Consider the following 19,088-nt stretch of genomic DNA (forward strand, 5'->3'; position numbering starts at 1 on the left):
AATTTAGGAAAGAAACGAAAGGGAAAGGTGGTCGCCTATGAACTTTTTACAACTGCATCCCAATATCCGCATCCGCATTGTGACTTCCTTTCTGACACGGCTGGTAGGAATGATGATTTTTCCGTTCATGGCCATTTACTTTTCTGCCAGGCTCGGGCAGGCGCTGACTGGCGTTTTGCTCAGCCTGACCATTTGCGCGCAGATTTTGCTCGGCTTTTACGGAGGCTATCTGGCTGATCGGTGGGGCAGAAAAAAGGTGATGGCTTACGGCCAAGGGGCACAATGCGTCGCTTTCGTCGTCATGACCATCGCCAATTCCCCCTGGCTCGATTCGGCCTGGCTCACGTTTGCCATGATGCTTTTGCAAAGCGCGAGCAACGGGATGATAAGTCCGGCCGCCGATGCGATGCTGATTGATGTGAGCACCAGGGAAAATCGCCCCTTCATGTACAGCATCAACTACTGGGCCAGCAATTTGTCGATTGCGATCGGCTCGATTCTTGGCGGACTGCTGTTTGCGACGCACCGCTTTGAGCTGCTCCTCGTCCTGACTTTGGTTAGCCTGTTTACCTTGTACATGATTGTGGTACGCATGCAAGAATCGTTTTTTCCGCAAAACGATGGTGCCGCCCGGGTATCTTTTGCAGGTACACGAGTTATCCTGGACGTGATGCGCAGCTACAGGCACGTTTTGACGGATCGGTTATTTCTGCTGTTTTCGCTCGGAGGACTGTTCCTCTTCTCGCTGGAGTTCCAGACTGCGAATTACGTCGCAGTGAGGCTGGCCCAGGAGTTCCCTGTCCAGCACATCCGGCTTTTCGACTGGTTCGCATTGGAACTGACCGGGGTGAAAATGTTCAGTCTGATTCAAGTGGAAAATACGATCCTCGTCGTTTTGCTCTCGCTGTTCATCACCCGGCTGATCCAGCATGGAAAAGAAGCTTCGTCCATGTACGCTGGCGGGCTTTTGTATATATCCGGCTATGCGGTGATTTTGTACAGCAACTCGCTCGTCATCATCATGGCGGCTGCGTTGATCGCTACACTGGGCGAGCTGATTCACGTTCCGACCCGGCAAACCTACCTGGCACAGATCGTCCGCGACGATGCCCGCAGCTCTTACATGGCGGTAAACGGGCTTGTGCTGCAAGGAGCCAAAATCATGGGAGCCGTAGGCATCACTCTGGGAGCGATTTTGCCGTCTTACTTGATGGCGCTGCTGTTTTTCCTGCTTGGGGTCGCAGGTCTGCTGATCGTTCGCCATGTCGTATCGCAGTTGGAACACACTCGTTTTCCTCTCGCTCACGCAAAAGAAGCTGCCCGATAATGCTGTCGGGCAGCTTCTTGCTTTTCTCGATTTATTGCGGCGACAGGCTTTCCAGCAAAGCATCTCCGTTGGCCCCGACTTTAATCGTGGCAAACCTCGCATTTCGCTCTACCTCCAGGCCGGTTCCTTCCGGGACGAAGTAGCTCTCGATCCCGTACTCGACCTGGCTTGCCCCGACTGTTTTCCCGTTGATGATGACATCTGTCGGTTCAGCCGCATACGGTTTGTTCCATTTTCCTTCTTTTTCGTAGTAGCCGCCGTAGTTGTACACGTTATCGCTTTGCTTTCTCAGCACCACGCGAATTTTTTCTCCGGAAGAAAAATCTTCGTCCGCCAGTGTCGAGATCGTGTAGCCGAGCCTGACGTAATCGCCCTGCAAAAGCGAGCGCGGATCAACCGGAACCAGCTCCAGCTTGACAGACGTTCCTTTGGACAGGATCGACTCGCTGCTGTATACCTGGTAGCCAGCCAATATAAATTGCAGCAAAATAATCGGCACAAGGATCATCGGCCGGCGCGTGAATACGGCTGGCGTCGGTGCAGCCCACTCTCCTTGCATCCGGCGTTCCAGCCAGTAGCTGACCAGGAAAAACACGACGCTCAAAAGGAAGAGGCTCAGCGACTTGTGCAGCAAGCTCCACAGCAGGTCGTAGTACTTCATCAGCAGGAAGGCAAACCAGAAGGCGAGGACGATCCCGAAAGCGCTCTTCCCTTTTTTGCGCAAGGTCTGGTACAGCAAGTAGGTGGTGAAGGCGAAAAATCCGATATTGACCAGCAGATTCGTGGCAAACGCGTCAAAATGCATCTTGGTCAGCGCAATCAGCGCGAGCAATGCGTAGACGAGAGAGCTGTTCTGCAAGACAGCAGGCAAGCGTTTGACGTAGTACATCGCCATTTGAAACACAAATACGATCAGCAAGACCGTCGTTTCCGGCACATGCAAGTTCGTCAGCTTGAAAAACAGCACCAGCAAAAAGGCGAACTGAGTCAAAAGCCGCGCGGGAATGCTTGATACTGCCTTCCATACGTAAAGCAAAACGGCGAGGAACAATATCCAGAACAACTGTTCCAAATAAAGCGAGGAAGCGACTCCAAGCATGTAGCCCATCGTGAGCAACGTGTAGCGCACCGTCGAATTCATCTTTTCCATGAAGAGGACAGGACCAACAAATCCGATCAGAGACAGGAAGAAGAGAAAGTAGACGACCGATTCATCTTCGAAAATAAGCATGAGCAGTCCGGTCAACGAGATCGCTCCGATTGATGCCGCGACTGTCGTCACGAGTACCGTAAAAGCCTCTTGAAAAAACTGCACCCATTTGCTTGTTTGGTGGGCGGATTCCTTGCGCAGCCAGTTGATGCCGACGACCGCTCCCCAGACGATGCCCGCAGCGGCCAAAAGCGCGATGAGGAAAAAGCCTTCGGAGTAATACTCCAGCATAAACCAGAAAAACTTCCCGAGTACAAACAGCGCCAGCAAGGAAGCCGTGACAATCAGCATGCCGCGATTGGGCCGCCATTTCAGAAAGACGAAAAACAGGAGTGCCCCCATCAACAGGTACAGCGTTTCCGGCAGCGCTCCGTACACGTCGACAAACGCCGACCAGAACAGGCTGACGGAAAAGACGAGGAAGGACAAATAGTAGATCGGCCGGGACTGCAGCTTCCGTGTAGCGGTCAAGTAAAACAACACGATGTTGCCCAGCGCGATCAGCCAATAAATCATGTACCACCACTCTTCTTCATGGCTCACATGCACGACGGCAGGATCGAGGAAAAAGCCGAGCGCGAGGTGCGCAAGGACGTAGCTGATAACATAAAACGGCTGGTAGCGCGTGAAAATGGCGAAAAGCAAATTGGGGATGAGCCAAACGACAAACAGCATGTAGCTATCCGCGTGGGAATTGTAGATTTGCCCCAATAAAGCGACACACAAGCCAAATGCCAGACCTCCGGCAACCAGCAGCCAGTTGCTGAGAAACGAATGACGTTTCCATACAAGCGAGGCCACATACGAAGACAGATAAAAAAGAGCCAATACGGCGGCACTGACGCCAATTTTCTCCCATCGGTCCATCACAGGCCAGTTGGAGGCAAAAAAGTAGAACAAAGCTGAAAGCAAAAGTGAAATGGCCAAGAAGTATCCCGTCTGAACAGCCTTTTGTTCCATCTGCACCACATCCCTTCTCATTTGCTTTCATGTACTCCCATTATATCCTTCTTTTGGGCAAAAGCGTCCTGGGGTTTTTATGCCTGCCATCATGTCGAAAAAAAGACTGCCCCTAACGGCAGTCTGCACAACAACGCTTGCACTTTATTGTCCTTTGAGATAAGCGTCTTCTTCCTTCTCGTCACGCGGTACAGGCACTTCGCCGATGACGGTGTAGAGCGAAGCCGCTTCTTCTTTGCGCGGGTTTTCCTTGATGTCTTCCACTTTGACGGAGACGATCTTCTGTCCGAAGCGGATTGCCAGCTTGTCGCCGATTTTGACGTTGCTGGACGCTTTGGCCGGACGGTCGTTGATTTCTACCCGGGCTTTGTCGCACACTTCTTTGGCGAGCGTGCGGCGCTTAATCAGGCGGGATACTTTCAAATATTTATCCAGTCTCATCCTTACCCTCTCCCTTTTGTCTGGTGTTTGGCTTCCTCCCACCATTTGTCCATTTCCTGCAGGTCTGTCTGCTCAAACGTGCGACCCGCCTCTTGCAGCTTGCTTTCGATATAGGCAAAGCGTTTTTTGAACTTGTTGTTCGTCAAGGCCAGCGCTTCCTCCGGATCAAGCTTGAGGAAACGGGCGAGATTGACGACAGCGAAGAGCAGATCGCCCAGTTCTCCCGCGCGTTCTTCTTCGGAAGCTTCCCGCAGTTCGCGGTATTCCTCTTCTACCTTTTTGTAGACGTCTGCAATATCGTCCCAGTCGAAGCCGACCTCTGCCGCTTTTTTCTGGAGCTTGTAGGCGTACATCAGGGCAGGGAGATCGCGCGGAATGCCGGACAGCTTGGACACGGCGGCCACGTCAATGCCTTTTGCCGCTTTTTCCTGGGCTTTGATCTCCTGCCAGTTCGCGAGCGCTTCGTCCGAGTCGTTCGCGCTTTTTTCCCCGAAAACATGCGGATGGCGGCGAACCAGCTTTTCGTTCAAGGTCGCAACCACATCGTCGACAGTAAAATACCCGTCCTCCGCTGCCATTTGCGAGTGCAGCATAATCTGCATCAACAAATCGCCCAGCTCCTCGCACATCGCGTCCGGGTCTTCGTCGTCGATTGTCTCCAGCACTTCGTACGTTTCTTCGATCAAGTTTTTGCGAATGCTCTGATGCGTCTGCTCGCGATCCCACGGGCAACCGTCCGGGCTGCGCAAAATCGCGACGATTTCTTTTAAATAGGAAAACTGGCGGTACGATACCGTCTCGTCCGTAGTCGGCGGAACGTACACCAAAGACAAGTTGCCAAAATGATCGACTCGATCCAGCTCGTACAGCGGCACGCTCTCGATGCGCTCTTGTCCGGCTACCCCTACTGCTGTCGCAACTGTCACCACATAATCATCCGGCAGCACTTCCATCAAGGTCAGCTTCACGTCAGAGGCGACAAAAGCGTCGTACACCTGGGCGATAATCGTGTGCAGGCCCGGCGATACTTGATGGGCAGCCAGCGCCGTTCCGTCCAGCAGGGCGAAGCCTTCGATCGGGTCGATGTGCAGACGGGCAAAGAGCGGGTCAATAAAGCTCTGCCCTCCGCCAATCTCAATCTGCACCCCGCGCCCCGGCCCTTCGGCAAGCAAAAGCTGAACGGTGCGCTCCGCCACCAGAGGATGTCCCGGAACAGCGTAAACGATGCTGCCCGCTTCCTCTGCTTTGGCAAAAAGCCGCTGCACGATCTCGGCGTACACCTCGGCAAAGCCGTCGTGCTGCTCGTACACCTCGTCAAACGACGTCAGCGCGATGCCCTCGCTGGCCAGTTGAGCCACCACCGGATGTTCTTTTGTCCGCAAATAAAGCTGGTTGGCTTGCTTGAGCGTCCGATAAATGCCGTATGGCAACTGGTCGAGATCGCCTGCGCCCAGCCCGACTACGGTAATCGTTTTCTTGTTCGTATCCAATCGTTTCGCCTCCGACATGCCTTTTATTTAGGAAGAAGCTGGAACCGTGTCAACAGCGCTGCAATTCGCTTTCCTTTTGGCAAAAAATGAATATCGTTGCGCGTCAGGCCGCCTGTCTTTAACAGGGCCAGCAAGTAAACGACCGCTCCGGCGCCAACGGAAATCAGCCCTACCAACGTTTGATACAAGCGCTCGGACATTCCTGTCTTGCCGAGCAGGGCGCTTGCTCCCCATTCTACAAGCAGAACGACCACCGACATGACAATGACAGACAAAAACGGCTTATGAACCGTTTGGCGCAATCCAATTTGCGCTCCCGTATATTTTTTAACTGCGAGCACATTCAGCCCCATCGCCACGAGATAGGCAAACACCGTAGACAAGGCGGCACCGGCAATCCCCCATAGCGGGACGAGCGCGAGGTTTAAAATGAGCTTGACCATGACGCCGATAAACAGGTTGCGCGCTGGCCGCATGACGCGCCCCAGCCCTTGCAGGATGCCTGCGCTGGCGATGCTCAACGTGGCAAACATAATCGTGAACGATTGTACGGCGAGCGCTTCGGTTCCGTTTTTGTCGCCGTACAGCATGACGTTGATCGGCTCCGCGAGCAAAGCGAGGCCGAACGAGGCCGGGAGTCCCAGCAAAAAGGTCAGGCGAATGGCGATTTCGGAACGGTTCGCGATCATGTGATGCTGCCTCTGCGCCACAGCCTCGCTGATCGCAGGCACAAGCGCCAAAGACAGCGACGTCGCAAAGAACGTACCGAACTGGATGAGCGGCTGGCCGCGGTCAAATGCCCCTTTTAACAACTTGGCCAAATCTTCCGGTGTGCCGCTTACTTGCAGCATGTTGACGACGGTAATGGAGTCGACCAGCGGAACGAGCGGCAAAACCAGCGCGCCCATGCAGATCGGAACAGCGTACATCAACAGGCTGCGCAGCACCTGACGGTTGGTCCAGGCCCCCACTCCTGCTCGCTGTGTTTGCTCGGGGATCAGTTGAGCGCCCTGCTTGTCTTTTCTCCAATACCACAGCAAGACGAGAATAGCAGCCACGCCCCCAGGAAAAGCAGCAAATACCGCTCCGGTCCCTGCGAGATAGGCGTCCTGGTAAACGTTCATCGCCCAGAAAGCCGCGAGCAAGATGAAAATAACCCGAACCAACTGCTCGATGACTTGCGATACTCCTGTCGGCATCATGTTTTGGTGCCCCTGAAAATATCCGCGCAAAATCGCTGCCATCGGCACGAGCGGCAAAGACCAGGCTACAGCCCGCAGCGGAGTCGTCAAATGCTCGTCCCCCATGAACCGGGCAATGAGCGGAGCGCCTCCGTACAACAGCAAAAAGAAAAACAAGCCAAGCACGACCAGCGAAAAGCTGGCAACGCGGAACGCTCTTCGCGCCCCCAGCGCATCGCCGATTGCGATGCGCTCCGAGACGATTTTGGAGATGGCGATAGGAAAGCCAGCCGTCGCCAGAATCAATAACGTGGTGTATAGCGGGTATACTTGCATATATACGTACAAGCCGATATCTCCGGCAATGTTTTGGTATGGAATGCGGTATACTGCGCCAAGCAGCTTGGAGACAAGACCGGCAACCCCGAGTATCGCGGCGCCTTTCACAAATTGAACAGATGCCTTTTCTTGAGCCATGTGCGTGAAATTTCTCCTCTCCAACCTGAAACTTCGTCCATTATACCACAAGGAAATCGGCGAGAAAAAATTTGGGAAGGCTCGTTCGCAACAGACGAGGCAAGCTTGTCAGCAGCAAAAAAACAGCCCCGGCAAAATCGAGGCTGTTCTCATGCATGCTTGCTATTGCTCCATTTGCTTCGCCAGAAAACCGGCTGCGGTCTCCGCCATTTTCATCTCCAGATCACTCATCTTGGTCGATTCGTTTTTGTTCAGGAGAATCACGGAACCGATCGGGTCACCCCCGGCCACGATAGGAGCGACGACGAACGAGCCGTATGTCTCGTTCATATCGCGGCAAATCTCATAAGTACCGGCGTTTTTCTCCAGTCGGGTTTTGCGTTCCTCCAAACATTTTTCCACAATGCTGCCAATGGCTTTTTCCAGGTACTCTTTTTTCGATGCCCCAGCTACGGCGATGACGGTATCCCGATCTGAGATCAATACGGTATGATTCAAGCTTTCATACAAGGAGTCAGCGTATTCTTTTGCAAAATCACCCAGTTCTCCTATCGGTGAATACTTTTTGAGAATGACTTCTCCGTCACGATCCACAAAAATCTCAAGCGGGTCGCCTTCACGAATGCGCAGTGTACGACGAATCTCCTTAGGAATCACGACCCGACCGAGGTCGTCAATTCGACGAACGATACCAGTTGCTTTCATGTCATGTTGCCTCGCTTTCCCTGAGAAGTGGGTAGTGAATAAATGGTGGTTGGTTACTTGTATTTTTTCCTCAAATTCTAATTTTAACTATGGGTGCTTGCATCAATTTTTACCAGTTGCTTCAGTTACTCTCCCCCGGGTGGTAGCGAGTGATTATAGTATTTGCCCTTGTTTCAAGAATATGCGAGAAAACGAAAAAACAGGGAAATGAATTCCCTGTTTTCGCTCCAAACGGTTTTTACTTTTTCGCTGCCTCGTTTTTGGACTGCGGCAGGTTGTACTTCACGATCAGCTTGTCCAGCTCGTTTTTGCCAAAAGCATCGTAGCCAGCCTCCAGCGCGTTTGCACGGAGCTCTTCCTTCATTTCATCGAAGGTTTTTTCCTTGCGGTTTTCAACCTTGATGATGTGGTAGCCAAAGCTTGTTTTTACCGGAGGACCCACTTCCCCGACTTTTTGTGTCAGAGCCGCATCCTTGAACTCAGGCACCCATTGGCTTACGTCGGCATTTTCGTACAGGCCGCCGGTTTCCTTGCTGCCCGGATCATCGGTAAACTCCTTCGCCAGCTTCGCGAAGTCCTCGCCCTTTTTCAGACGAGCTTCGAGGTCGTTGGCGATCTTCAGCGCTTCTTCAGGCTTGCGCTGCTCGGTGGAAATCAGGATGTGGCGCACCGACGCGATTGTGCGGGACGCTTTGTCCATTTGGTCATACTTCTGCTTCAATGTATCGTCACTGATGTTCTTTTTCAGCACCGTAATGGATTCGTTGATGAGCGCCATCTGGTTGGTCACCATTTCTTTGGTTACGCCCTGGCCTTCCATCAGCTTGTTGAACTTGGCCTCGTCCTTGCCCAAGAAGCCCATGTACTGGCCTTTGATTTTCTCAAAGGTTTTATCCGCCAAGTCTTTGGCTTCCTTCTTCATGGCATCGTCGGAGCGGCTCGCCAAAATTTTGGTCGCCGTGTACTCGCGCGCAAAAGCTTTCAGCGCTTCGTTGTCGGCTGCCTCGATCATGGTGCCTTGCTGCGGATTCATGAAGTTGATGACGCGCAGGAACTCTTCGAACTCCTGGCCTGTCACCGTGCCGCCCTGATACTCGACAAAAGCAGCCTTCGCATCTCCTGTATATGGCAGGGTCAGCTTGGGGAACTGTGTGAGTGGATCGTTGGCATCGGCAGCTTCGTTTCCTTGTTTATTTCCGTCTGTCTGACTGGCTGCGTTTTGATTCGGCTGCGCATTATCTTCTGCCTTTCCGCAGCCGGTCATGAGCGCCACGACCAGAACAGCAGAAGATAAAATCGCTACAGAACGTTTCATAGTAGGAATCTCCCTTCCCGGCAAGCCCCCCTGTCCCTTAGGACACAGGGCTTTCCGTACCGGTGTCTTTACGCACCTGATGAAATTGGCGCAGCAGTTTTTCAACAAGCTGTACGCCCTCGTCTTCTCTTAACCCCTTTACTTTAACAGTAATGGTGATCTGTTGTCCACCCGAGAGCCCCAGCCTGCGACTCCAACTACTGGCAAGCGCGAACAGAGCGCCGCCGTCAATGTTGTTGTTTTGGCTAGGATGCAAAACGAGCTTGATTTCGTCCGGATTTTTTTGGCTGATCTCGGTGATGTGGTGCTGCAGGGCGTAGACCCGCAAACGGGAAATGGTCAGCAGGTTGTCGACCGGCTTCGGAACAGGGCCGAAACGGTCAAGCAATTCCTCAGCCAGATCGTCGACATCTTCCAGCGTGGATACGGCGACGAACTTTTTGTACATCTCGATTTTTTGCCGGCTGTCGGTAATGTACATGGAAGGAATGTATGCATCGAGCTGCAGATTGATCTCCACAGGCGTCACCGCTTCCTGCTTGACCCCGCCCTTCAGCTCGTCAATCGCTTCCTTGAGCATCTGGCTGTACAGGTCAAAACCGACCGTGTTGATAAACCCGTGCTGCTCCGCGCCCAACAGGTTCCCCGCACCGCGAATGGACAAGTCGCGCATCGCGATCTTGAAGCCGGAGCCAAGCTCCGTAAACTCCTTGATAGCTTGCAGACGTTTTTCCGCGACCTCTGTCAGCACCTTGTCTCGTTGATACGTGAAATAGGCATAGGCAATCCGGTTCGAACGGCCAACCCGTCCGCGAAGCTGATACAACTGGGACAAGCCCATTTTGTCAGCATTGTAGATGATGAGCGTATTGACATTCGGGATGTCGACCCCTGTCTCGATGATCGTCGTGCTGACGAGCACGTCAAAATTGCCTTCGAGGAAGTCGAGAATGACGCCCTCCAGCTCGCTTTCGTTCATCTGCCCGTGCGCAACCGCAATGCGCGCATCAGGGACGAGCATGGAAATTTGCTCCGCCATCTGCTCAATGCCCTGTACCTGGTTGTAGAGGAAAAAGACTTGGCCGTCGCGCGCCAGCTCGCGTTCGATCGCTTCGCGCACCAGCGCAGGGCTGTATTCCATGACGTAGGTCTGTACCGGGAAGCGGTTTTCCGGCGGCGTTTCGATGACGGACAGATCGCGCACGCCGAGCATCGACATGTGCAACGTACGCGGAATTGGCGTCGCTGTCAGCGTAATGACGTCGACGTTTGTCTTGATTTGCTTCAGCTTTTCCTTGTGGCTCACACCGAAGCGCTGCTCCTCGTCGACGATGAGCAGTCCCAGTTCGCGGAACATCAAGTCTTTGGAGAGCAGGCGGTGCGTCCCGATGACGACATCGACCGTGCCTTCCTTCAATCCTTTTAGCGTCGCGTTCTGTTCCTTGCGCGAACGGAAACGGCTGAGCACCTCGACGCGAATCGGATACTCGGCAAAACGCTCGCGGAACGTCTCGTAATGCTGCTGGGCCAAAATCGTCGTCGGCACCAGCACCGCCACCTGCTTGCCGTCCATGACAGCCTTGAACGCTGCGCGAATCGCGACCTCGGTTTTTCCGTAGCCTACGTCCCCACATACTAGACGATCCATCGGCCGTCTGCGTTCCATATCCGCTTTGACCTCTGCAATTGCCCGAAGCTGGTCCGGTGTCTCCTGATACGGGAACATCGCTTCAAATTCCCGCTGCTCGGTCGTATCGGGAGAAAAAGCGTGGCCAACGGCTGCTTCGCGCGCGGCGTACAGCTTGATTAAGTCTTCGGCAATGTCCTTGACGGAAGACTGGACTTTGTTTTTGACCCGTTTCCATTCGGTACCGCCCAGGCTGTAGATTTTCGGCTGCGCTTCCTCGCTCGCCACGTATTTTTGCACGTGGTCGATCTGGTCGATCGGGACAAACAGGCTGTCGCCTGCCGCATATTGAATGTGAAGGTAATCTTTATGAATTCCGAGTATTTCCTTGGTTTCAATTCCGAGGTATTTTCCAATCCCGTGATTCACGTGCACCACGAAATCGCCGGGCTTGAGCTCCAAATAATTTTTGATCCGCTCGGCGTTGTTCATCGTCTGCTGCACTTTGCGCGCCTTGCGCTGCTTCGCAGTAAATACTTCGCCTTCCGTAATAACGACCAGCTTGTTTAACGGCAGCTCGAAGCCTGTCTGGAGGTTCCCCAGAATGATCGTAGGCCGCCCTGGCGGCACTACCTCGACCGCTTCGGTCAACACGTCCGCCTCCATCTCATAATCGTGCAGGACGCGTTCCAGACGCTTTGCGCGCTCCAGATCGGCGGCGACGAACACAATCTGATCCTGGGACTTTTTCCAGCGGGCCAGCTCTGTCTTCAGCACGTTCATCTGCCCGTGGAAGTTTTGCATGGTGCGACAGGTCAGGTTGACGATGTTTTGCGGCTGGGTTTTCGGCGACTGCCGGAGGAACAGAGACAGGTGGACAATCTGCCGTTTTTTGTGGGAGACAATCTCTTCATACGTGCGGGACAAGCTGAGGTTAGCCATGTACTCGCCCTGGATGATTCGTCCCGTCAGCCACTCCGCCTCTTCTTTTTGCAACTGGGCAGCCGTATCCAGGACGCGGGAAGGCTCATCCATAATCAGCAGAGTCTCGGACGGCATGTAGGACAAAAGCGTGTCCTGCGACGGATAGATCACCGAGATGTACGAGTACAACTGGGAAAAGCGTTGCCCTTCCTTCATCCGTTCAATATCGGTACCGATGCGCTCCACTACTTTTTCCTTGGCTGCGCTATCTTTCAGCTTGGCAACGGTTTCACCGAGCTTCTGCTCTAAGCGGACAGCCGATTCCATCAGCAGTTGCGTAGACGCGATCATTTCTTTTGCCGGGCCCAAAATATAGGTCTGGACGGATTCCAGCGAGCGCTGGGAAAGCATGTCAAACGTGCGGATCGAGTCAATTTCCACATCGAACAGCTCGATGCGCACAGGCCACTCCGAATCAATCGGATACAAGTCGATAATGCCGCCGCGGACACTCAGCTCGCCTTTTCGCTCGACCATATCGACGCGCTCGTAGCCAAGCTCGATACAACGGGACAAAAACGATTCAACATCCAGCTCGTCACCGACTGACAGCGTAATCTGCGCTTCTTTCCACACCTCCGGCGGGACGACCAGACGGCGCAACCCTGCAAACGGCGCAACCAAAAAACCCGTAAAGCCTTGGGCCAGACGGTTGAATACATGAATGCGCTGCGCCAGCATCTCCGGACTGGCGATGGCAAGCTCGGAGCCGATCAGCTCGTTTCCGGGATAGAGCAGCACTTGATCGGAGGGAACCAGCTCAATCAGGTCCTCGTAAACTTTTTGCGCTTGGTACATGTTATGCGTGACGACACAGACCGGGCGTCCGGTTATTTGCTTCAGTGCCGCCATCAGTGCCTGCCGGGCCGAACCTGCCAGACCGGAGACGAGCTGCTCGTGCAGACCTTTCTCCAAACCAGCCACAATTGTCCCGACGTTCGAGTCTTGTTTCATCGGGTTAATGATGACTTGCATTCACTAATCCCCTCTCTAATTCTTCTGTCATCTGCAGCCAGAGCCTGACTGGACGTGCGATTTTTGCCGCAGGTCGACCATGCGAAAAGAAGCCTTAGCTCCCCAAGCTAAGGCCTTGTCAGTGCAAGCCTTCCTAACGAGTATCCACTCCTGTTTATTGAAGTGGATTTCCGACTAGCGAAAGCTCTGGATGCTGAATCAGCGCTTCACGGCAGTAGTCGCACGTGATGCTGACGACCGTATCTCCACTTTGTTCTCTCGATATTATAAGAGCACGTTCCTCCGGGGTCAAGAAATCAAACCCGAGCCGCGCTTCTGTCACCTGCGATTCGTCAAATTCCGCGATCTTCATGCCGCAGCAGCGACACGTGTAGCGTATGCTCATGTATATGCCACCCCCATACCTTTCATATCGCTTAGTATGGTCGGTTGGGTGGAAAATCATACTAGCGCAATACATCCGCGCCATCCTGACTGCTGCAACGCCCCGCTTATTTTTGCAAGCTGTTGAAATGGTTCATGACCTTGATAAAAGGCTCTCTTGTCCACATGGCCGCCGCATCGGCAGCATGCCCCACCGCTTCCTGAATCTGCGGTCTTTCCGCCGCTGGGAACGACTGGAGCACGTAATCACTCACGCTTCGCCCCGGCTCCGGACGCCCGATCCCGACTTTGATGCGCTTAAATTCCTGTGTCCCCAAATGCTGAATCATCGACTTGATGCCGTTGTGGCCGCCTGCGCTGCCTTTTTCCCGCAAGCGCAACTGCCCCGTTGGCAGGTCGAGGTCATCGAAAATGACGACCAGCTCATCTGGAGTCAGCTTGTAAAACTTCAGGACTTCAGCGACTGATTCCCCGGAAAGATTCATGTACGTCTGCGGTTTGACGAGCAGCACCTTTTCGCCTTCCACCCTGCCTTCTCCGACAAGCGCGCGAAACTTGTTTTGCGCAACGGGAATGCCCCATTTGTCGCTAATCTTATCTATGGCCATAAAGCCCGCATTATGTCTTGTGTCTTCATATTTTTTGCCTGGATTGCCCAATCCGATGATTACTTTCACGTTCATTCCCTCCTACTCTCTCCCCCATTGTACTAGAATGGTATCGCGAACAAAAGAAAAAGGACCCGGCAGTAAAATACCCGGACCCTTTCGCCGTGATTCGACTTTTGCCTTATTCGGTAGCTACCGCTTTTTCTGCTACAGCCTCAGCCTCTTGCTCGGCTTCGATGGACTCTTCGGACTTGGCTTTCACTGGCAGGACGCTAATCAGCACTTCCGTAGGCTCAACCAAAAGCTCTACGCCCGCCGGAACTTCCAGATCCGCTGCCAGTACGACGTCTCCAATGTTGAAGCCGTCGACATTCACCAAAAAAGACTCCGGGATGTTGCCAGGCAAGCAGTGGACGTCGACGTTGTGGCGCACGAGCGTCGCTACGCCAAGCTCCGGGTCGCCTGTCATGAGCACAGGCACAGAGGTGTGTATTTTTTCATTCATATTGATCTTCTTGAAATCAGCGTGCAAAATATTGCCCATGACTGGATGACGCTGCAATTCGTTCACCATCACATCATGAGTGGTCCCATCCACAACCAGTCGGAACGGCTTGTTTGTCGTCTGCTGACGCAGGGCGGCATCCAGCTCACGGCCATTGATTTGAATCGACTGACTGGTCACGTCACTTCCGTACACAACACCTGGCACCCAGCCTTCTCGACGCAGCATCCTCACAGAATTGCCTGTCGTCTGATTTCGTACTTGAGCCTGAATCGCTTCCACAAAAAAACCTCCTTGGGCCGCTAGTAAAAGTTTCCTTTCTAGCTTGTCCAAAGGAGGTTTATTTCAATCCCCCAAAAAGGGGATGCTTGCCTTAATCGAACAGCTTGCTGACAGACAGCTCTTCGTGTACGCGAATGATCGCTTCGCCAATGATCGGCGCCACGGACAGAACGGTGATTTTGTCAATCAGTTGCTCTTTGGTGAGCGGAATCGAGTTGGTGACGATCAGCTCTTTGATCTTCGAGTTGGCAATCCGCTCAATCGCAGGACCAGACAGCACCGGATGCGTGCAACATGCGTAAACTTCACGCGCACCTGCTTCCACGAGCGCATTGGCTGCCAGCGTGATCGTTCCCGCTGTATCAATGATATCGTCAATAATGATCGCTGTCTTGCCTTCGATGTTACCGACAATGTTCATGACTTCCGCTACGTTTGGTTCAGGACGGCGCTTGTCGATAATGGCAATCGGCGCTTCCAGACGTTCGGCCAGCTTGCGGGCACGCGTAACGCCGCCGTGGTCAGGCGACACTACGACGATATCCTTCAAGCCTTTTTCGGAGAAGTGTTTGCCCAAAATCGGCACACCCAGCAGATGATCGACAGGAATGTCGAAGAATCCTTGAATTTGCGTCGCATGCAAATCCATGGTAATCACGCGTTGCGCTCCTGCTGTTTCGATCAGGTTGGCAACCAGTTTGGCCGTGATCGGGTCGCGTGCGCGCGCCTTGCGATCTTGTCGGGCATAGCCGTAGTAAGGGATGACAACGTTGATGCTTTTTGCGGAAGCGCGTTTCAATGCGTCGACCATTACCAAAAGCTCCATCAAATGCTCATTAACGGGAGCAGACGTTGGCTGAATAACAAATACGTCACAACCGCGAACGCTTTCGTTCAATTTAATTTGGCACTCGCCATCACTAAAACGCACAGCTTGCGCGTTACCGAGCGGCACGCCGATGTGTTCAGCGATTTCTTTTGCCAATTCAGGGTTTGCGTTGCACGTAAATACCTTCAGTTTGGGGTCGCGGTAATTAGCCATGATCTTCTCTTAGAACCTCCCGTTATGATTGCTTTTTGCCCTTGCGAGGCATTCTGCTAGCGTAATCTGGTTTATTCACTTGACGCTCGCGTGCGATCGCAAGCGCATTGTCTGGAACATCCTGATTAATGGTCGAGCCTGCTGCTACATACGCATTTTGTCCAACGGTAACCGGAGCTACCAGATTGGTGTTGCAGCCGATGAACGCCCCGTCCTGGACGGTCGTTTTATGCTTGACGGCCCCGTCGTAGTTGACGGTGATCGTTCCACAGCCGATGTTCACACCATCGCCAATCTCCGCGTCACCAATATAGCTGAGGTGAGGTACTTTTGAGCCTTCGCCGATTTTGGCGTTTTTCAACTCGACGAAGTCTCCGATCTTGGCTTTGCGGCCGATCTGTGTTCCCGGACGAATATAGGCAAATGGCCCAACGGTTGATTCCGCTTCCACACTTGCCTCTACCATGACCGCATAAGAAATGGTAACGCCAGAGCCAACCTGCACATCCGTCAAGTCAGCCTGCGGCCCAATCACGCAATCGGCACCAATGGTTGTCCGCCCGCGCAGAATCGTTCCCGGTTGGATTACCGTATCTGCCTCGATGACAACATCGGCTTCAATATACGTAGAGGCCGGGTCAATAATGGTGACTCCATTGCGCATATGTCTGGTGGCAATCCGCTTCCGCATGTACGCTTCCGCTTCCGATAGCTGCACACGATCATTGACGCCCATCGTCTCGTCAGGGTCAACGGCTTCGTACGCCACTACCTTTTCGCCTGCCTCTCGCAAAATGCCGACAACGTCTGTGACATAGTATTCGCCTTGCGCGTTGTCATTTTTCACTTCCGCCAAGGCCTTCCATAATTTGCGATTGTCATAACAGTATATGCCTGTGTTAATTTCGCGGACCGCCCGTTCCGCTTCAGTCGCATCCTTATGTTCCACGATTCGCAATACTTCGCCCGCCTCGTTGCGCACGATGCGCCCGTAGCCTGTCGGATCGGGGAGCACGGCGGTCAATACAGTCGCAGCCGCTTGCTGCTCTTCGTGATAGGTCAGCAAGGCGGACAACGTCTGTGCAGACAAGAGAGGGACGTCTCCGTACAAAAGAAACGTAGTGCCTTCTTTATCTTGTAAAAACGGCGCTGCCTGCGAAACGGCATGTGCCGTTCCCAACTGTTCTTCTTGCAGTGCGTAAGTGACGCCCTCGCCTAGTTTGGCGCGGACCGCGTCAGCACCATGACCTACGACGACAACGATGTCCTCAACCTGCATGGAGCCAAGCGTATCCACAACATGCTGGACCATTGGCTTCCCGCAAACAGGGTGCAGGACCTTGTACAGCTTCGATTTCATCCGCGTACCCTGACCAGCGGCCAGAACCACGGCATGGATCTTAGACATGTCAACCCTCCATCGTAGAAGTTCCACAATGACTATATCTTAATCATATGTGGATTTCAAGACAATCGATGCAGGATTATCGCCGTTTCCCTGACATTGCCTGAAAGTTGTTCATCTAACAGACAACATTTAATAATCTGATAAAAAATGATATATTGATGGGCGAAAGAGGTTTTGAAAAGGAGGCAGGAAGGAATGCCAGCAGATGTCTACTTGCTGACCGGATATTTGGGCAGCGGAAAAACGACCCTTTTGCAAAAATGGCTGACTCATCTACGCGTCCAGAACGAAAACGTAGTCGTCCTGATGAATGAGATGGGCGAGGAAGATATCGACGGCGAACAGTTGCAAGGCTTTGGTTTCCCTGTCAAAAAGCTGCTCGACGGCTGCATATGCTGCTCGATCAAAGGGGAGCTGACAGAAGGCTTGCGCGAAATTTTGAACTCGTTGCAGCCGGATCGCATCCTGATCGAAACGACGGGAGTCGCAGACCCGATCGACGTGATCGACACGCTGACCCATCCGGAGCTGTACGATCGCATCGAGCTGAAGGGCACGATCAGCGTCGTGGACGCGTCCCGCTTTTTGGACCTCAACTCGCGCTTTTCCTCCACAGGCTCGCTGGTCAAAACGGTACGCAACCAGGTGAAGTACGCCGACCTCATTCTCCTGAACAAAACGGATATGGTCAGCGATGAACAGCTCCAGCGCGTCAAACAGAAGCTCATCGAGCTGAACCCGCAGGCGCCGATCCACACAGCCGTTCAGGCGAATATCGACCTCAACCGGCTGCAATCGCTCAAGCGATTCGAGCATGTGCGCGATGCCGAAGCAGTACCCACTGTTCCTGTGCAAAAAACAATCGGCCGCATGTCGACCATGGACAGGCTCAAACAATCGCTCGGCCTGAAAACAAGCACGCCTTCCCTGTACAATAGTATTGAAACTTTTTCCTACACCTTCACAGGTCCAGTAGACGAGAAAAAATTCGAGGACTTCCTCTACGATCTGCCCAAAAACGTGTATCGGGCAAAGGGGTACGTGCTCTTCCACGGAAAAAAAGAACTGATCTCCTTCCAGCACACGGACAATCAGGTACTGTTCTTTCCATTTGAGAACTTCGGGCCGAAAATGGTCGCCGTGTTTATTGGGGAAGGAATGGATCAGGAGGAAATAAAAAACAATTTATCCAAATGTTACGCCCAACCAGACGCCGAAGCACCCTGCCAGTAATGACAGGGTGCTTTTGTATGGGGGTACTATTTACGCACCCGCTTCGATCGTGCTCTCTTCTTCTTGACCCACGCGTTCATACTCGGTCAAGACAGCAGCTTGGATCTTTTCACGGGTAGTCGAAGAAATCGGATGGGCGATATCGCGGAATTCTCCGTCAGGTGTACGTTTGCTCGGCATTGCAACAAACATACCGTTGTTTCCGTCAATGACACGGATATCATGAACCACGAACTCATGGTCAATTGTAATGGATGCAATCGCTTTCATCCTACCATCCGTATTCACTCGGCGCAGTCTTACGTCTGTAACTTCCATCTAGTTCACTCCCTTTATCTATGAAACGCGTTTAGGAGTATTTCCACCCTCTGGGTAAATATTCCTGCTGATGTTATGCAATTTTTAAAAAAATATATAAATATGTTCATAACATCACCGCTTTACACATGCTTCTTCGTACTACTAAGGGTATATCCAACGCAAAAACAGCCTGACGCAACTGCATCAGGCTGTTTCATGCTTTCATTGATTGGACCGGGTTATGTTTACGCCTCGATATAAGCGACAATTTCGATCTCGACCTTTACGTCGCGCGGCAGGCGTGCCACTTCTACGGTGGAGCGAGCTGGCTTGTGGTCGCCAAAATATTGGCCGTACACTTCGTTCAACTGCGCAAAGTCGTTCATGTCCTTGATGAAAACAGTCGCCTTCACCACGTTGGAAAGGGTTCCTCCTGCTTCCGCCAGGACGGCTTGGATATTGGAAAATACTTGGTGGGTTTGTTCCACGATGTCGCCTTCTACCAGAGTGCCGTCTGCACGCAGCGGAATTTGACCGGATGCAAACAGAAACGGACCAACTTTTGCAGCCTGGCTGTACGGGCCGATTGCTGCCGGAGCTTTGTCAGTTGAAACAAAAGAGATTGCCATTCTTA

At 52.9% G+C, this 19,088-nt stretch carries 16 protein-coding genes; 2 read left to right on the forward strand and 14 right to left on the reverse strand.

The window, feature by feature from the left end:
• The first annotated feature begins 37 nt into the window (after positions 1 to 37).
• Positions 38 to 1,327, forward strand: a complete 1,290-nt coding sequence (locus M655_RS00075; RefSeq protein WP_026556968.1) for an MFS transporter — start codon at positions 38 to 40, stop codon at positions 1,325 to 1,327.
• Positions 1,328 to 1,358: 31 nt separating this feature from the next.
• Here the strand turns inward: M655_RS00075 and M655_RS00080 are convergent, their stop codons facing one another.
• The 12 genes from M655_RS00080 to glmU form a co-directional block, all read right to left on the reverse strand.
• The gene (locus M655_RS00080; protein ID WP_026556969.1) at positions 1,359 to 3,497 is read right to left on the reverse strand and encodes a GDYXXLXY domain-containing protein; all 2,139 of its coding nucleotides are present in this window, start codon (positions 3,495 to 3,497) and stop codon (positions 1,359 to 1,361) included.
• Between the two features lie 144 nt (positions 3,498 to 3,641).
• Complete coding sequence (locus M655_RS00085; protein ID WP_005828643.1) at positions 3,642 to 3,938, reverse strand: RNA-binding S4 domain-containing protein; 297 nt, start codon at positions 3,936 to 3,938, stop codon at positions 3,642 to 3,644.
• Between the two features lie 2 nt (positions 3,939 to 3,940).
• A complete protein-coding gene (gene yabN, locus M655_RS00090; RefSeq protein WP_007776382.1) occupies positions 3,941 to 5,428 on the reverse strand; it encodes a bifunctional methyltransferase/pyrophosphohydrolase YabN in 1,488 nt (495 codons plus the stop codon).
• Between the two features lie 23 nt (positions 5,429 to 5,451).
• A complete protein-coding gene (locus tag M655_RS00095; RefSeq protein WP_007776380.1) occupies positions 5,452 to 7,086 on the reverse strand; it encodes a putative polysaccharide biosynthesis protein in 1,635 nt (544 codons plus the stop codon).
• Positions 7,087 to 7,248: 162 nt separating this feature from the next.
• Positions 7,249 to 7,791, reverse strand: a complete 543-nt coding sequence (gene spoVT / locus M655_RS00100; protein WP_005828646.1) for a stage V sporulation protein T — start codon at positions 7,789 to 7,791, stop codon at positions 7,249 to 7,251.
• A gap of 238 nt (positions 7,792 to 8,029) precedes the next feature.
• The gene (locus M655_RS00105; protein ID WP_005828647.1) at positions 8,030 to 9,106 is read right to left on the reverse strand and encodes a peptidylprolyl isomerase; all 1,077 of its coding nucleotides are present in this window, start codon (positions 9,104 to 9,106) and stop codon (positions 8,030 to 8,032) included.
• Positions 9,107 to 9,143: 37 nt separating this feature from the next.
• Positions 9,144 to 12,692, reverse strand: coding sequence for a transcription-repair coupling factor (mfd, locus tag M655_RS00110; protein ID WP_026556970.1), 3,549 nt, complete (start codon positions 12,690 to 12,692; stop codon positions 9,144 to 9,146).
• Between the two features lie 154 nt (positions 12,693 to 12,846).
• Positions 12,847 to 13,077, reverse strand: a complete 231-nt coding sequence (locus M655_RS00115; RefSeq protein WP_007776375.1) for an anti-sigma-F factor Fin — start codon at positions 13,075 to 13,077, stop codon at positions 12,847 to 12,849.
• A 106-nt stretch (positions 13,078 to 13,183) separates the two neighbouring features.
• Positions 13,184 to 13,753 (reverse strand): aminoacyl-tRNA hydrolase, encoded by a 570-nt coding sequence (gene pth / locus M655_RS00120; protein ID WP_005828653.1) that lies wholly within the window; start codon positions 13,751 to 13,753, stop codon positions 13,184 to 13,186.
• 112 nt (positions 13,754 to 13,865) lie between these two features.
• Complete coding sequence (locus M655_RS00125; protein ID WP_007776371.1) at positions 13,866 to 14,471, reverse strand: 50S ribosomal protein L25; 606 nt, start codon at positions 14,469 to 14,471, stop codon at positions 13,866 to 13,868.
• Between the two features lie 91 nt (positions 14,472 to 14,562).
• Entirely contained in the window at positions 14,563 to 15,513 is a 951-nt protein-coding gene (locus tag M655_RS00130) for a ribose-phosphate diphosphokinase (RefSeq protein WP_005828656.1), read from the reverse strand.
• A 22-nt stretch (positions 15,514 to 15,535) separates the two neighbouring features.
• Positions 15,536 to 16,921: a bifunctional UDP-N-acetylglucosamine diphosphorylase/glucosamine-1-phosphate N-acetyltransferase GlmU gene (gene glmU, locus M655_RS00135; RefSeq protein WP_005828658.1), complete on the reverse strand. Its 1,386-nt coding sequence runs from the start codon at positions 16,919 to 16,921 to the stop codon at positions 15,536 to 15,538.
• A gap of 195 nt (positions 16,922 to 17,116) precedes the next feature.
• Between glmU and M655_RS00140 the strand changes: the two genes are divergently transcribed.
• Positions 17,117 to 18,154 (forward strand): CobW family GTP-binding protein, encoded by a 1,038-nt coding sequence (locus tag M655_RS00140; RefSeq protein WP_025848792.1) that lies wholly within the window; start codon positions 17,117 to 17,119, stop codon positions 18,152 to 18,154.
• Positions 18,155 to 18,184: 30 nt separating this feature from the next.
• Here M655_RS00140 and spoVG read toward each other — a convergent pair whose 3' ends face one another.
• Together spoVG and M655_RS00150 are read right to left on the reverse strand one after the other, a co-directional pair.
• Entirely contained in the window at positions 18,185 to 18,472 is a 288-nt protein-coding gene (gene spoVG / locus M655_RS00145) for a septation regulator SpoVG (RefSeq protein WP_005828662.1), read from the reverse strand.
• 227 nt (positions 18,473 to 18,699) lie between these two features.
• The gene (locus M655_RS00150; RefSeq protein WP_005828663.1) at positions 18,700 to 19,083 is read right to left on the reverse strand and encodes a RidA family protein; all 384 of its coding nucleotides are present in this window, start codon (positions 19,081 to 19,083) and stop codon (positions 18,700 to 18,702) included.
• Between the last annotated feature and the right edge of the window lie 5 nt (positions 19,084 to 19,088).

It is taken from the genome of Brevibacillus sp. NSP2.1, from assembly GCF_000470975.2.
Taxonomy (GTDB): Bacteria; Bacillota; Bacilli; order Brevibacillales; family Brevibacillaceae; genus Brevibacillus; species Brevibacillus agri.